Source organism: Snodgrassella alvi (assembly GCF_002777425.1).
Lineage (GTDB): Bacteria > Pseudomonadota > Gammaproteobacteria > Burkholderiales > Neisseriaceae > Snodgrassella > Snodgrassella alvi_B.
In genome coordinates, this window is sequence record NZ_MDVC01000091.1 from 132813 (window position 1) to 149436 (window position 16624).

The 16624-nt window shown below is 43.0% G+C and carries 12 protein-coding genes; 4 read left to right on the forward strand and 8 right to left on the reverse strand.

Translation table 11 applies throughout. The features are described 5' to 3' along the window. Positions 1 to 195 precede the first annotated feature (195 nt). The 3 genes from BGI33_RS08765 to BGI33_RS08775 all read left to right on the forward strand — a co-directional run bounded on the left by BGI33_RS08765 (position 196) and on the right by BGI33_RS08775 (position 6564). The gene (locus BGI33_RS08765; RefSeq protein ID WP_180297071.1) at positions 196 to 2943 is read left to right on the forward strand and encodes an Rne/Rng family ribonuclease; all 2748 of its coding nucleotides are present in this window, start codon (positions 196 to 198) and stop codon (positions 2941 to 2943) included. Between the two features lie 528 nt (positions 2944 to 3471). Then, a complete protein-coding gene (locus tag BGI33_RS08770) occupies positions 3472 to 4605 on the forward strand; it encodes a porin (protein WP_100090828.1) in 1134 nt (377 codons plus the stop codon). An 816-nt stretch (positions 4606 to 5421) separates the two neighbouring features. Further along, positions 5422 to 6564 carry a porin gene (locus BGI33_RS08775; protein WP_100090829.1) on the forward strand — a complete coding sequence of 381 codons (1143 nt, stop codon included), beginning with the start codon at positions 5422 to 5424 and terminating at the stop codon, positions 6562 to 6564. Between the two features lie 201 nt (positions 6565 to 6765). Here BGI33_RS08775 and BGI33_RS08780 read toward each other — a convergent pair whose 3' ends face one another. After that, entirely contained in the window at positions 6766 to 7329 is a 564-nt protein-coding gene (locus BGI33_RS08780; protein ID WP_100090830.1) for a DedA family protein, read from the reverse strand. Positions 7330 to 7419: 90 nt separating this feature from the next. Continuing rightward, positions 7420 to 8058, reverse strand: a complete 639-nt coding sequence (gene pyrE / locus BGI33_RS08785) for an orotate phosphoribosyltransferase (protein WP_100090831.1) — start codon at positions 8056 to 8058, stop codon at positions 7420 to 7422. Between the two features lie 76 nt (positions 8059 to 8134). Between pyrE and BGI33_RS08790 the strand changes: the two genes are divergently transcribed. Next, on the forward strand, positions 8135 to 8905 hold the full coding sequence (locus tag BGI33_RS08790; RefSeq protein ID WP_100090832.1) for an exodeoxyribonuclease III: 771 nt from the start codon (positions 8135 to 8137) through the stop codon (positions 8903 to 8905). A gap of 227 nt (positions 8906 to 9132) precedes the next feature. Here the strand turns inward: BGI33_RS08790 and BGI33_RS08795 are convergent, their stop codons facing one another. The 6 genes from BGI33_RS08795 to atoD form a co-directional block, all read right to left on the reverse strand. Further along, the gene (locus BGI33_RS08795; protein WP_100090833.1) at positions 9133 to 10527 is read right to left on the reverse strand and encodes a sigma 54-interacting transcriptional regulator; all 1395 of its coding nucleotides are present in this window, start codon (positions 10525 to 10527) and stop codon (positions 9133 to 9135) included. A gap of 20 nt (positions 10528 to 10547) precedes the next feature. After that, positions 10548 to 12368: a two-component system sensor histidine kinase AtoS gene (gene atoS / locus BGI33_RS08800; protein ID WP_100090834.1), complete on the reverse strand. Its 1821-nt coding sequence runs from the start codon at positions 12366 to 12368 to the stop codon at positions 10548 to 10550. A 203-nt stretch (positions 12369 to 12571) separates the two neighbouring features. After that, positions 12572 to 13753 (reverse strand): acetyl-CoA C-acetyltransferase, encoded by a 1182-nt coding sequence (locus tag BGI33_RS08805; protein WP_100090835.1) that lies wholly within the window; start codon positions 13751 to 13753, stop codon positions 12572 to 12574. Between the two features lie 18 nt (positions 13754 to 13771). After that, positions 13772 to 15118 (reverse strand): TIGR00366 family protein, encoded by a 1347-nt coding sequence (locus BGI33_RS08810; protein WP_100090836.1) that lies wholly within the window; start codon positions 15116 to 15118, stop codon positions 13772 to 13774. Continuing rightward, positions 15115 to 15780 (reverse strand): 3-oxoacid CoA-transferase subunit B, encoded by a 666-nt coding sequence (locus BGI33_RS08815; RefSeq protein ID WP_100090837.1) that lies wholly within the window; start codon positions 15778 to 15780, stop codon positions 15115 to 15117. Before BGI33_RS08815 ends, BGI33_RS08810 begins: the two co-directional genes overlap by 4 nt. Before the next feature lie 12 nt (positions 15781 to 15792). Next, positions 15793 to 16449 carry an acetate CoA-transferase subunit alpha gene (gene atoD / locus BGI33_RS08820; RefSeq protein ID WP_100090838.1) on the reverse strand — a complete coding sequence of 219 codons (657 nt, stop codon included), beginning with the start codon at positions 16447 to 16449 and terminating at the stop codon, positions 15793 to 15795. Positions 16450 to 16624: the final 175 nt, after the last annotated feature.

A 16624-nucleotide genomic window follows, 5' to 3' on the forward strand; every position in this document is an offset into this window, starting at 1 on the left:
GTGCCGTGACCGTCTTTATCGGCTATCGGGCACACGCTGTTTAGCAGGTATTGTGATGCTGGATAGCGAATATGATCTTTACACCTTCTTTATGATGAAAGCCTGCTTAATTTGCCGTGAACAATTCAATCTGGCAAGGCTGCGGGTGTCAAATACTAATTACAACGCCTCGTCAGTGCACATAACGAGGTTTTCATGAAACGAATGTTATTCAATGCCACGCAGGCGGAAGAATTGCGCGTGGCAATTGTGGATGGACAAAGTCTGCTTGACTTGGACATCGAAACGCTGGGTAAAGAACAGCGCAAAGGCAATATCTACAAAGGTATTATTACCCGCATCGAACCTTCACTGGAGGCGTGTTTTGTTGACTATGGCACAGATCGCCATGGTTTCCTGCCATTTAAGGAAATATCACGCAGTTATTTTCAGAATTATGAAGGTGGTCGTGTCCGTATTCAGGATGTGCTGTCAGAAGGCGTAGAAGTCATTGTACAAGTAGAAAAGGATGAGCGTGGTAACAAGGGGGCAGCCCTAACCACGTTTATCAGTCTGGCTGGACGCTATTTGGTGCTGATGCCGAATAACCCCCGTGGTGGTGGTGTTTCCCGCCGTATTGAAGGTGAAGACCGGCAGGAACTCAAGCAGGCCATGAGTGAGCTTGATACACCGCGTGGCATGAGCCTGATTGCACGTACCGCCGGTATTGGCCGCAGTGCAGAAGAATTGCAGTGGGATCTGAATTATCTGGTGCAGCTATGGCGCGCAATTGAGCAGGCGGCACACCAGCATAATGAACCCTATCTGCTGTTTATGGAAAGTTCACTGCTTATCCGCGCCATTCGCGACTATTTCCAGCCTGATATCGGAGAAATCCTGATTGATTCTCAGGAAGTCTATGATCAGATTCGCGAATTCATGTCTTATGTTATGCCAGCCTACATCAATCGCTTACGGCATTATACTGATCATACCCCTCTTTTCTCCCGTTTCCAGATTGAGCAGCAGATTGAATCTGCCTTTTCCCGCGAAGTCGCCTTGCCATCCGGTGGTGCCATTGTTATCGATCACACCGAAGCCCTGGTATCCATTGACGTTAACTCCGCCCGGGCAACACGCGGAGCAGATATCGAAGATACAGCATTCAAAACCAATATGGAGGCTGCTGAAGAAGTCGCACGACAGATGCGTGTACGCGATCTGGGCGGGCTGGTGGTTATTGACTTCATTGATATGGAGAACAGCAAAAACCAGCGTGATGTTGAAACCACTCTGCGTGAAGCCTTGAAAAAAGACCGTGCACGGGTACAAATGGCTAAACTGTCCCGCTTCGGCTTAATGGAATTGTCAAGACAGCGCCTGAAACCATCTCTTGGAGAAAGCAGCCATACTATTTGTCCGCGCTGTGCAGGTACCGGTTTTATTCGCAGCATTGAATCAACAGCATTACATATCTTGCGCATCATTCAGGAAGAATCGATGAAAGATAATACTGCTGAAGTGCGGGTGCAAGTGCCCGTAGACGTTGCTACTTTTCTACTGAATGAAAAACGTGCTGAATTGTTTGGGCTGGAAGAGCGGCTGGATGTATGTGTATTGCTGATTCCGAATATTCATCTGGAAAATCCACATTACAGTGTTACCCGTGTACGTACAGATAATGTCGAAGAAAAAACCGTACCTAGCTATCATCAGGTACAGGAACCTGAGAACCTCGGTGAACTGCCATTCTCTATCGGTCAGAATAAAACTGTCAGACCTGAAGCTGCAGTTAAAGGTATTCATCATACCCAACCCGCTCCCGTAATTGAGAAAACGCCCGCAGTTAAAACTGAGGCAACGCCAAGTATGTGGAAAAAACTGTCTGGCTGGCTGAGTAAGCTGTTAGGTGGTCAGACTGCCGAATCTGCTGTACAAAGCAGTGCCATACCAGAAAAAGCAGCTAAAGCCACACAGCAGAAAAAAAATCAGAAAACCCAGACACAGGAACGGCGTCAGTCACGTGCTAACCGGTTGGCTAAAAATACAGATTCTGCCCAAAAATCTGACGTTGCTGCTGAAAGTAAAACAGCAGTTGATGCCATACTGGCAAGCCGGCCGGTAAATGAGCAGCGTAACCGGCGCGAAGAAAAACGTGCCGATAAATTTGCAGCTGCACAAACCGATACAGCAACCGATACCACTCAGGGGCACAGTGGCCTTAAACAGGAGCAAAACATTTCTCGCCGTCGCCGCCAACGGGCATCAGGCAAAACTGAGACGCCAGTGCAGCAAGCAAACATTATTGATTCGATTGACGAAGCTCGGACCAGCGATCCGTTGATTATTACCCTGTCTGCTGGAGGAGCGAAAAATGAGCACCATAAAACCCGGCATGATAAAAACAGCCGGCGTCAAAACGGCAAGAAAAAGCGCAGCTACATCATATCGGCCAGAAAAGTCAGCCGCAATATTGACATTCACACTATTACAGCACAGATACAGCAGACTACTGAGCATGTGCTTAATCCTGTGCAGCACAGCAACAGTGTTAATACTGCCCAGTTAAGTGAAACTCATGATGGCATCGTGCAGCATGCAGTAGAGCAGGCACAACAGGCCATTATCCGTGTTCTTGCCCAGTTAGAGCACGATCAGCAGATATCGACTGGTGATAAATCTGTTGTTATTAATCCCGAAACGATAGCGCAAACCCAACCGGTGGTTGTTGCTCAGATGGAATCAGTAACGACGAATACAGCAGCAGATATTAATCTGAGCCATATAGCTGAACAGGGTGGACTGATACTGGTTGAGACCAGCGCGGATAAAACCGTATCAATCAGTGATGATGCAGTCATTGTGTCGGAGCCTAAATTGCGGCGCAAAGATAGAGTGCTTAACCAGCCAGATAGTGTTCCAGTAGTGCCGGCAGTACTGGAACAGGTTGAAACCAGAATATAGAGATATCTATCTCATCCAATGGTATTTTATTTGTTGATATATTTGCCTGTATCAGTAAAATCCTTATTGCTGATACAGGCAAGTTGATGCATAAACGAAGGTATTTACAAGTTATTCATTACCTTGCAAAATAGTATCAGTATCGTAATAAAGTACAAAATGATGGATTGCACCTTGTACACTAGATGTGTAGTGACTATATTGCTGTAACTGCTCAATATGATTATTTAATTCAGTTATTGTGTTGAAAAACTACAACACTTTTAAATGCTGAAAATATTTTATTTTAATGTATTATTTTTTGAATAATGTATTGAATTTATTGGTTAATATTGTTTTTTGGCTATTATTTATCGCAGTGTGACCTGTCAAAAGTGTTGTGTGTTTGCAAATGAATTTGTTTTTTTGCAACTAAAGCATTATATTGACAGCCATGAAATCGCTAACGCGGCGATTAATGCAAAACTTTAAAAGCTCTTCATTAGGTTTTTGAAGTTTGTTTTTTCGACATAGAAAAGGAATACAGCAATGAAAAAAACCCTGATTGCTTTGGCTTTGACCACTTTGCCGGTTGCCGCTATGGCTGAGGTTGTTTTATATGGCCAAATGAAAGCAGGCTATGAAGTTAACTCATCAAAAGTTACTGGTGAAGATCGTGATCCATACTTAAATGGTATCGCTGATTACGGTTCTCGTATTGGTTTCAAAGGTTCTGAAGACTTAGGTAATGGCCTGAAAGCTATCTGGCAGGTAGAATCTCGCATTCATTTGGGTCACAGCAATGGTAGATCTGATGGCTGGGCTAACCGTGATTCATTCATCGGTTTGCAGCATGACAAATTCGGTACCGTACGTGCCGGTCGTATCAGCAATGCTATCAATGCTAATATGGACGTTGTTGATGCTTGGGAATATAACAGTGATGCATTGGGTCTGGGCAAATTCACCCGTACTGACGCTCGCTATGTAGGTATTGCTTACGATTCTCCAGAATGGGCTGGCTTTAATTTTAATGTGCTGTACTCTCCACGTGATAACGTAAACGGTGGTGATCGTACAGGTGAATATGATCGCGGTATCGGATCTGGTGACAAATACAGCCTTGGCTTGAACTACAAAAATTCTGGTTTTTATGCTAAATATGGTTTTGACTACCTGAAAAACTCTGGCGTAAAAATTCATGATGACCTCACTGCTGAGTTAAAAGACGGTCAGGTTCATCGTTTAGAAGGTGGTTATGATGCTAATAACTGGTTTGTTGGTTTAGGTTATCAGTTTACTAAAAATACCTCCTCTCACTATAGTTTATTAAACGATACTCAGGTTAACGTCATTCTTCCTGATGGTGAGAAATTGGATGCTAATGTCGGTGATCACAATGTGATTATTGATAACCAAGGTCAGGAAGCTGCTCTGACTGTTGGCTACCACTTCGGTAACATTTTCCCGAAAATCTCTTATGCTCATGGCTGGGATGTGAAAATCAACGGTACCAAAGAGAAAAACACCAAATACGATCAGATCGTGTTAGGTGCTGACTATGACTTCTCTAAACGCACTACTGCTAACGTACAGGCTGGCTGGTTGCGTGAAGGTTTAGGCGAAGACGAAGGTAAACGCAAAACCACTGCCTTTGGTGTTGGTCTGAAACACACTTTCTAATTAGTATTTAATCCTTACTAATTAGTAGTTGAACTTAATCCCTGACTGAAGAACAGATTACACTGTTCATCAGTCAGGGATTAACTTATTTTATAAACATCATTGAATTGCATTAATAAAATCTTGATGTAGATGACACTGCACATAGCAATAAAAGCATAATTATTATTACTTATTAAGCATATCGGCTGATTATAAAAAATCAGGGGATAAAAGCTTAGCCATAATGACAAATATATAGTTAAAACCATTGAAAAAATGGTGCAGGAAATCATAAGTAAATAACTTACTTATCTACTAATTATATCTATTTGATATTGAATAATTAAATTGTTCTATCCATAGCTGAAAATTAGATAGATAAGCAACCTGATAGACTACATCTATAATCATACCTGAGCATGGTTTTAAGGATTATGGATTAATACATTGACAACAGTTGCGTGAAAATTTTTGTTTTCTGTAAACATTCTTGTGCTGGTTGTTGTATATGACTTTTCTGAATAATAATTTGCCTATATATAAAAATGTATTGCTAATAGTAGGTAATGTGAAAAAACTGTAGCAGAAAGTCAGTTTAACGATAAAACCAGTGGCTTTCACCGTCATTTGGATACATTTCTGATATTTATTTAACCTGTTCTTTAATAGCAGAAACTATCTCGGTCTGCTATTCAGAATCAGTGGTTTGCTTTTTTATAACCCCACCAGTATATTCCGCACACTCGTCATGATGGCGATTGATGTAAAACTTCAAAAGCTCTTCATTTGGTTTTTGAAGTTTGTATTTTTGACGTTGAAACTAGGAATACAGTAATGAAAAAAACCCTGATTGCTTTGGCTTTGACTACTTTGCCAGTTGCTGCTATGGCAGAGGTTGTTTTGTACGGCCAAATGAAAGCAGGCTATGAAGTATCTTCTACTAAAACCAGTGGCGACAGCCGTGGTCCATACCAGAATGGTATTGCTGACTATGGTTCAAGAATTGGTTTTAAAGGTTCTGAAGATTTGGGTAACGGTCTGAAAGCCATCTGGCAGGTAGAATCTGCCATTCATTTAGGTAACAGCAATGGTAAAGCAGATGGCTGGGCTAACCGTGACTCTTTTATCGGTTTACAAACTGATTTCGGTACAGTTCGTGCGGGTCGTATCAGCAATACCATGAAAGCCAATATGGACGTTGTTGACCCATGGGAATACAACAATGAAGTTTTAGGTTTGGGTAAATTTACCCGTACTGGTGAACGTTATGTAGGTATTGCCTATGATTCCCCAGAATGGGCTGGTTTTAAATTCAATGCCTTGTACTCTCCACGCGATAATGTAAATGGTGGCAATCGTAACAGTGAGTATGATTATGGTATGGGCGCTGGCGATAAGTATAGCGTAGGCCTGAATTACCATAATGCCGGTTATTTTGCGAAATATGGCTTTAACTTCCTGAAAAATTCAGCTGCCATGATTTCTGAATCCGGTCATACCGAACTTAAAGATGGTCAGGTACATCGTCTTGAAGGTGGCTATGATGCCAATAACCTGTTTGTAGGTGTGGGCTATCAATATAGCAAAAATACCAGCTCCTATTTCCGTGGATTGAAAGGCGCATCAATTCCCGTGGGCGGAGAGGGTAATTTAAACACTATGAATGTTGGTGATCATAATGTGACCTGGGATAACCGGGGACAGGAAGCTGTTTTGACCCTTGGCTACCACTTCAATAATGTTTTCCCGAAAATCTCTTATGCTCATGGCTGGGATGTAAAAATTAACGGTAGCAAAGAGAAAAACACCAAATACGATCAGGTTGTATTAGGTGCAGATTACGACTTCTCTAAACATACTACTGCTAATATTCAGGCGGGCTGGCTGCGTGAAGGCAATGGCTACGATGAACTGAATCAAAGCAAAGGTAAAAACAAAACCACTGCCTTTGGTGTTGGTTTGAAACATACTTTCTGATCAGGCAGTGTGACCTGATTTTAGAAAAACAATAAACCCCGCTGTAGCGGGGTTTATTGTTTTTGGCTGTCTGCTCGGTAAGACAGGTCACACTTTTACTAAAGTGGTCTGCTTATCAAAAAAATAATGTACACTTTTGCTAAAAAATCAGCTTAGGTAGAGACATTAATCGCTGATATGAATGAGGGCAAACGTTCCGTTTCATCTATTACGATGCTGTTTGCTATACCAGTATATGGACAGAACAATCACAGCTACCAACAGAATAATGGCAAACAATAGCTTTGTATATTGATGAAACTGGGCAAACATCCATTGCGCTGATTGTCCGAACAAATAGCCAAAACTAACGATGATGGTTGCCCAGAATAATGCGCCCAGAGCGTTCAGTAAGAGAAATCGGGGAAACGATACTTTACTCATGCCGATGGCAATGGGGCCGGCAATACGCAGGCCATATATAAAGCGCACACCAATAATAATGATTGAGCTGTGCTTGCACAGTAACCGGTTGGTTTTTTCTACCAGCGGATCCAGTTTAGGAAAATGTTGCAACAGGCGCGTGCCATAATAGCGGCCAAGTAAAAAGCAAACCTGATCACCAAGCATGCCGCCAGCAGTAGCACACAGAATGGATGGTATAAATAACAGATAGCCCCTATGCACAAAAAAACCAGCCAGCGTGAGGATGGTTTCGCCTTCCAGAATACTGCCAATAAAGATGGCCAGATAGCCATAATGATTGAGTAACTGTTCAACATTCATCTGGTAAATACGCGGTAAAGGTAATCAATTCATAAACATAAGATTATCTGAACCATTAAAGCAATCTTTTTTGCCAGAACCAGACAAACTTTACACACCATATTGCTGGCGATAAGCTGCTACCGGTTGATGGTAGCTGGCCAGTGTGGGATCATTTTCCAGCAAGCGAAGTAAATCCTCTAGTGTAGCAATTGCTGTTACGGGTATTTGATACTGCTGTTGTACTTCCTGTACGGCTGATTGTGTTCCGGTACCTTTTTCCATGCGATCAAGTGCAATGGCCACGCCAGCAGTAATCGCACCTTCACGCTGAATAATGGCCACTGATTCCCGTACTGAGGTACCGGCTGAAATGACGTCATCAATAATCAGTACACGTCCCTGTAATGGTGCACCCACCAGTACACCACCTTCACCATGGTCTTTTGCTTCTTTACGGTTATAGGCATATGGCACATTGCGTCCTTCTTCTGCCAGCATCATTGCGGTAGCGGCGGCCAGTATAATGCCTTTGTAGGCAGGTCCGAACAGCATATCAAATTCTATGTTGCTGGCCAGAATGGAGCGGGCATAAAAGCGAGCCAGTTGCAGAATACTGTAGCCATCATTAAACAAACCGGCATTAAAAAAATAGGGCGACTGTCTGCCGGCCTTGGTGGTGAACTGGCCAAACTTTAAAACATTCTGTTGCAGGGCAAAGTGGAGAAAGTCCTGACGGAAATCAGACATAATTATCCTTGGTGATAAAATGATGTGTTAAACAAATTAAGCTTTAAATTTTAGCATTAATCGAAAGGACATGCGGATGCGCATTATCTCTGCCAATGTAAATGGTATACGCTCAGCCACCAGTAAAGGTTTTATTGATTATCTGGCACAGGCACAGGCCGATATTGTGTGTGTACAGGAGTTAAAGGCTCAGGAAGCTGATCTGACCGAAGAGATGAAGCATCCGCAAGGCATGCATGGGGTATGGCATACCGCCGTTAAACGGGGTTACAGTGGCGTGGCCATATACAGTAAGCAGCGGCCCGATGCTATTCAGATTGGGCTTGGCTGGGAAGATTTTGACCATGAAGGGCGTTATGTGCGCGCTGATTTTGGCAAACTGACAGTTATTTCATTATATTTGCCATCGGGCAGCAGTTCGGAGGAGCGGCAGCAGGCTAAGTTTAGTTTTCTGGACAAGTTCCTGCCCGTGCTACGTGAATTACAGGCATTGCAACGGGATGTGGTGATTTGTGGTGACTGGAATATTGCGCACCAGAATATTGATTTGAAAAACTGGCGCGGAAATCTGAAAAACTCTGGCTTCCTGCCCGAAGAACGGCAGTGGCTCAGTCAGGTAATTGACGAACTGGGCTGGGTAGATATCTGGCGTACCCTGTATCCGGAAATACCTGGCTATACATGGTGGAGTAATCGCGGACAGGCTTATGCAAAAGACGTGGGCTGGCGCATTGATTATCAGTTGGCAACACCAAATCTTGCTGCCTGTGCACAAACTGCATCTATCTATAAGGATGAAAAATTTTCTGATCATGCACCGTTAATCGTTGATTATGCTTATGAGTAATTTTAAATAAGTTACAAAATGGTGTTTGCAGCTCGCCATGCTTTTTTAGCAAAATACGCGCATACAATGACAAGTTCGGATTGAGTGGCTTGGGAATTGTATGTGCGTCAACGCGGTGAAGCCCTTGGTGTATTTCTGGCAGCGCTGGGATAATCAGACTGGAAAAGGTATATCTGTCATCCAGTATCAGGTGGCTAATGACGCTTATTTGTCTGATTTTATTACGTTTAATTAATGGTTTCTACAATTTCGTATTCCTGCATTTTATATAATAATGTTCTTTTACTGACCCCCAGTGAACGGGCGGTATTTTCCCGATGTCCATGGTTTAGTTTCAATTCATTGATAATTAATTCTTTCTCATAAATTTTGACTTTTTCCTTTAAGGTAGCACCATACTGCTCATCTTCACCAAAATCCGGATTGAAATCAGGTGTTTTTTTATGGGCAATGATATGTGCAGGTAAATCTTGCGGATAAATAAACAGCCCATTGGACATTACCACGGCATGCTCAATGGCATTGGACAATTCGCGCACATTGCCCGGCCATGGATACTGGTTGAGTACTTCCACAGCGCTGATGGTGAAGTCGAGTAATTCCTTATTATTTTCATGGCAAAACTGATTGGCAAAGTAGCGTGCCAGCAGCATGACATCATTTTTTCTGTCGCGTAATGGTGGTAAGCTTAATTCCATAACATTAAGCCGATAGAATAAATCTTCACGGAATTCGCCAGTGCTGACCATATCTTGCAGACTACGATTGGTGGCAGCAATCAGCCGGAAGTCAGTTTTGATTAATCTGGTACCGCCGATTGGTTCGAATTCCTTTTCCTGAATGACACGCAGAAGTTTTACCTGTAGGTTGGTCGACATTTCTGCTACTTCATCCAGAAAAAGTGTGCCCCGATGTGCACGTTCAAATAAGCCAAGCTGACGTTGATAAGCACCCGTAAATGACCCTTTTTCATGCCCGAATAGCGTACTTTCCAGCAAGGTTTCCGGCAATGCGCCACAATTTACTTTGATAAAGGGGCCGGTTGAGCGTGTACTATAGTAATGAATGGTTTTCGCCACTAATTCTTTACCGGTACCGCTTTCACCCGTGATTAATACGGTAGTTTTGGTTTGTGATATTTTAGCGATATTGCGGCACAGTTCCATCATATTCGGGCTGTTAGTGAGAATATGCCCTTTGGTATCGCAGTTGGTTAATTCGATTTTCGGCGATAAATCAATTCCCTGCTTTTTAGCCCTGCTTAACTCTAATGTCCGCTTTATCAATGCTTTAAGCTCATTTAGATCAAAGGGTTTAACAATGTAATCAATCGCTCCCAGCTTTAATGCTTCAACCGCTGTATCAACACCAGCATAAGCCGTCATCAGTATGATAAACATCTCTGGATGGCTTTCTTTAATTATTTTCAGTGCTTCCAGTCCGGTCATTTGTGGCAGGCGGTTATCCATTAAAATTAAATCAATGGGCTGCTGCACTAATAGTGCAATAGCTTCTTCCGCATTATCAACAGCGATAACTTGATACTGTTGTTGTGATAAAAAAATGGATAACAATTTGCGCAGATTGAGTTCGTCTTCGACAATTAAGATTTTTTCCGACATAAGTTCCAGATTATTTTGTTTCAGTTGACGGGAAGTGCTATTTCAACGGTAACACCACTGCTGTGCTCATTATTTTTAATGCTAATTTGCCCTTTATGGGAAGAAACTATTTTTTGTACCATGGCCAGCCCAAGGCCGGTACCAGAAATTTTGGTAGTAAAAAACGGGGTAAAGATTTTATCCATTAATTCTTTTTTAATGCCTTCACCGTTATCTTTTATCCGAATCAACTGATATTTGTGGTTTGCTGACAATAATGTAGCTATTTCAATTTTACCGTGATCCCTGATTGCCTGAATGGCATTGATTAATAAATTCAGTAATGCCTGTTTGATTAATTCTTTATCCAGATACAACGGTGGCAACTCACGGGTTAATGCAAGAATCAGGCTGATATTATTTGACCGGTGGGATGAGTTAATCAGCACCAGTACTTCTTCAATTAAAGTATTTAACTGAACGGAAACATAGTAGTTTTTGGAGGGCACGGAAAAGTCCAGCAGTTGCTGGATAACCTGATTGATTGAATCAACTTCTTTCAGAATAATCTCAATATATTCATTTTGTTCTGTGCGCGGTACATCATTTTGCAGGTACTGGACAAAACCGCGTACTGCCGCCAGGGGATTGCGGATTTCATGGGCAATGCCTGCCATCAGTTCACCCAGTGCAACCAGACGTTCTGTTTGCTGGATTAGTTTTTCTACTTCTTTGCGTTCAGTGATATCTTTAAAAATAACCACTGCACCAATTATCTGCCCCTGATGATTTTTCAGATGGCTGGTACTGGCAGAGATTCTGATAATGCGTCCGGCAACCGGAAAATCTACTTCAACCCCTACATGATCGATACCATTGTATAAGGTATCCAGTAACGGACTATGAAAGTTTTTATCATCGACTATGGTTGAATAAGGCCGGCCAAGTATGTGTTGAAGTTGATAACCGGTTATTTTTTCTGCTGCCGGATTTAACATGGTTATGGAGCCATTATTGTCTACAGTAATCACGCCATCCAGTGTATTTTCCAAAATCAATTCGTTCATGGTTTTGGTTTTTCTGAGCTTTTCAGCTAGACTATTAATTCCATTCACAATTTCATTCAGTTCTCCGCGAATCAGTGGCAGACGAAAGTCAAGCGAATAGGGTAGTTTTTCCAGCCCCTGCTTGATTATATTAATATCAGTATTCAGTTTTCTGGATAAAAAGGAAGCGATACAGATACAGCTCAGCATACAGATCAGGCTGATGATTATGACATTCTTATCAAATACAAATGTCTGCTTTTCAATATCATCCAGTGTTTCATTAGCCCAGATATAACCAAGTATCTGATTATTGCGTACGATGGGAATCATGGCATTCATGATATTGCCCCTGACCTGTTCACCAGTATCAATCATGTGCCGGCCACTATGCATTACTTCACGCCCTTTGTGTGTGGCTGCAATAGATTTACCCACATTCACGCCATATGCAGATTGTGGTGCATAGACGACAATGGCATCCAGTTGTTTGTGATAATAACCGGCCGCAATACTCGGCATATCTTTTAGTAACGGTTCAATTCTGGGAGACAGATACTGATTAAGTTGTGCAATCTGCTGTGTTCTGGGCAGATTTTCATCCACCTGCTGATAGGCATCCCCTAAAAGCAAATCCAGTGTTTTGGTAACAGCATAAAGTTTTTGGCTTTTTTCCTGCCTGAGTAGTTCACGTCCTTCTTTATCAATTAATACTGCACAGACACAGATTGAAAAACAGGACAGAAAGGTTACCAGCAAAAAAATACGGGCACTGATTCTGTCTGGATATAGGCGCTGAAGGAAACGGGTGTTCATAAGTGCTCAAATATCCATCATTATCAATAAATTAATTTCGTAACGTCGGGCTGATTATTAGCCGAGATATTTATTTGAATTATCGGATAGATTATGCGGATTAACAACTCAGGCAATATCGGATAAATCCAATACCGCCTGATTGCCTAATCTAATAACATATCGGATAACCAGATATAATCATTAGTATTATTGGGTGATTGTTAACAGCGTTCCAGAATGACTGTCGTACCCTGTCCGCCACCAATACATAATGTTGCCAGTCCCAGTTGTTTATCGCGATGAAGCATGGAATGAAGCAGGGTAACCAGAATACGTGCGCCGCTGGCACCAATAGGATGGCCGAGGGCAATGGCACCGCCATGAATATTGGTTTTGTCCATATCAAAATTCAGTTCGCGCCCAACACCGAGAAACTGGGCAGCAAAAGCCTCATTTGCCTCGATTAAATCAATATCAGACAATTCCAGTGCTGCTTTTTGCAAAGCCAGTCGGGTTGTCGGTACCGGCCCCAGCCCCATTACGCTCGGATCTACACCACCTGAAGCATAGCTGCGAATATACGCCAATGGTTTTAAGCCTAACTCTTTGGCTTTGGTTTCCGACATCAGTACTATGGCTGCTGCACCATCATTAATGCCTGAAGAATTACCGGCTGTGACTGTGCCATCTTTTTTAAAGGCAGGTCGGAGTTTGGCCAGACCGGCCAGACTGGTATCTGCTTTGGGGTATTCGTCCTGTTTAAAGATAATATCGCCCTTACGTGAACTGATGGTCACCGGCACAATTTCTTCGATGAATTCACCATTATTAATGGCCTGAGTGGCAAGCTGCTGGGAACGCAGTGCCAGCTCATCCTGCTCCTGCCGGCTGATAGCATACTGTTCGGCAATATTTTCCGCCGTAATTCCCATATGATAATGATTGGTGGCACAGGTTAAACCATCATTCACCATTGTGTCATATAGTTCTGCATTTCCCATTTTCAGCCCCCATCGTGCTTTGCTGCCAAGCAGATAGGGAGCCTGAGACATGTTTTCCATTCCACCGGCCACAACAATATCATTATCGCCGGTTAAAATGCTTTGTGTAGCCAGTACAACTGATTTAAGGCCACTACCACATACCTTATTAACGGTAAATGCAGGTACTGTACTGGGGATACCTGCACTCAGTGCAGCCTGACGGGCAGGGTTTTGCCCCAGTCCGGCCTGTAGCACATTACCCATAATAACTTCATTCACCAAACCGGCATCAAGCGCAGCACGTTTCAATGCTTCATCAATAACGGTTTTGCCTAAATCAATCGCACTCACCGTGGCAAGTGCACCATTAAAACTGCCGATGGCTGTGCGGGCAGCACTAACTATTACGGTTTTTGTCATCATAAACTCCCTTTTTATTTAGAAAAAGTACAGGCCAATCAGGAATATGGGCGTAGTGAAAATTAATGCCGTCATGCAGTAACCCATAATGTCCCGCACCCCAAGCCCGGCAATTGCCAGTGCAGGTAATGCCCAGAATGGTTGCAACATATTCATCCACTGCTCGCCATAGGCAATTGCCATCGTGGATTTACCTAAATCAGCACCCAGAGCCTGCGCAGCAGGAATGACAAATGGCCCTTGAATAACCCAGTGACCACCACCTGAAGGTACGGCAAAGTTGATAATACCGGAGCTGAAGAATGTCCAGATAGGGAAGGTATCCTTGCTGGCAATATTGATAAAAAATTCAGTAATCAGACCACCCAGACCGGAATGTTCCATCATCAATTGAATGCCCGCATAAAACGGGAACTGAATAACAATACCGGCTGTGCTTCTGGCTGCATTGGATACAGCACGCATATAGGCCATAGGCGTACGGTGCAATAAAACACCAGCAGTCAGGAAAATTAGATTAACGGTATTAATTGTGATATTAAAACCACTGTGATAGAAGTAAATCAGCAGATAACTGATACCCAATGCACCTACCAGTAAAGAGAGCAGTTTACTTTCTTCCAGCTTTTCAGCTACGGTAGCCGTTTTCCGATCAAGTTTACGTTGAAAATCAGGCTCCGGTGCCAGTAACTCAGGGTCAACCACATTGACCTTACCGTCGGTTCTGACCATAAAACGTACCAGCAGAGGTAAGCAGATAATCAGCATGGTGGTAATAAAAATATTACTGGCAGAAAACATTGTTTGTGAAATCGGCACAATGCCCTGTGGATTGGACTCACTAACCATAAGGTGTGCAACCGGATTGCCGGGAGTTGCCGCCATTAAAGGCATTGAACCGGACAAACCACCACCCCATGTCATAAAGGCAATATAAGCGCAGGCAATCAGCAATCCATAATCAACATTCTTAACCTGTCGGGCGACTTCCTTGGCCAGCATGGCGCCTACAACCAGCCCGAAGCCCCAGTTTAGAATACAGGCAATGCAACCCACAAAAGTTACCAGCATCGCTGCCTGAGTAGGTGTTTTGGCTAGTGAGGCAATAGAAACCAGAACAGATTTAACTGGTGGTGAGCTGGCTAAAGCATGGCCGGTAACCACAATCAGCGCCATCTGCATGCCAAAGGCCAATAAGTTCCAGAAGCCATCCCCCCACATTTTTACCAGACCGAGCGGTTGGGAATCGGTTAATCCCCAGGCCATAAAAAAAATGATAAAGGTAAGCAGTAAAGCAAAAATCAAAGGATCGGGCAGGTATTTACTCACCAGATTGGTAGTATGTCTGGATAAACGTGAAATCATAAAGCCTGTGCCCCTGTAGCAATAGACATCGTTTGCAGATTATCCGCGACAATAAATTCTGCTGTGGTATGCGCTTTCACTGTATCAACATCCACTCCTTCAGACGTCTCAATCAGATACAGTTGCCCATTTCTGAATTCAAATACTGCCAGCTCAGTAATAATCATGCTCACCTTGCCTTTGGCCGTAAGCGGTAAACTACATTCAGGCAGGATTTTAGGTTCACCGGTTTTAGTGCAATGTTCCATGGCAATAATTACCTTTTTTGCCCCAGTAACCAGATCCATTGCGCCGCCCATACCCGGCACCATTTTGCCCGGTACCATCCAGTTTGCCAGATTGGCATGCTGATCAACTTCCAGTCCCCCGAGTACACAGGCATCCACATGCCCGCCCCGAATCAGCGCAAAAGAAAATGCACTATCAAACATGGCTGCGCCGGGAACAACACCACAGGGCTGTCCACCCGCATTGACAATATTGGGTTCGTCCACGGTTTTCGGCCCTAGCCCCAGAAAACCATTTTCTGATTGCAGAGTAATATTGATACCTTCTGGCAAATAGTTAACCACCTGAGTTGGCAAGCCAATCCCCAGATTAACAACATCACCATCACGCAGTTCCTGAGCAACACGGCGAGCAATTAATTCTTTTTTATCCATTGTCTTTTTTCCTTAATCGTTAGTGCTAACCATAAAATCAACTAATGCTGCTGGTGTCATCACGACATCAGGATGAATCTGACCAACTTCTACCAGCTCATCAACCTGAGCAATCACGGTATCGGCAGCAGTAGCAATCAGAGGATTGAAATTACGTGCGGCATATTGATAAACCAGATTACCGTTATAATCAGCCTGATGAGCATGTATGATGGCTAAATCAGCCCGCAGCGGCAGCTCAAGCAAATATTCACGACCATTAACCGATAAAATTTGCTTGCCATCAGCAACAATCGTACCGACGCCGGTAGGTGTTAAAACACCACCCAATCCGGCACCGCCGCAACGAATGCGCTCAGCCAGCGTACCTTGAGGTACCAGCTCAACCTCAATCTCTCCGGCAATCATTTTTCTGCCTGTTTCACGATTGGTGCCAATATGGGAAGTAATTACTTTCTTCACTTGATTATTAGTAATCAGTGGGCCAACACCAGTATCAACAAAGGCTGTATCGTTACCGATAAGCGTTATGTCTTTAATACCTGATTCCAGAATCGCATTAACAATCTTTAACGGCGTACCACACCCCATAAAACCGCCAAACATAATCGTCATACCGTCTTTAAGGTAATCCCGGATTTTATCGGTAGTGATTAATTTTTTTTGCATAACGACTCCTTGTTACATGTTAGAAATTCATCTTTGCTTAAAAGCAGGCTGCTTTACTATTGCAATTCATGTACCAGTTTGGCGTCATAAAAATAAAAATATAGTATATTGATTTTTAAATATAAATTTATTTTATTAAATAGATTTATGCTGTAGGTAGTGCAGAAATCTGCAC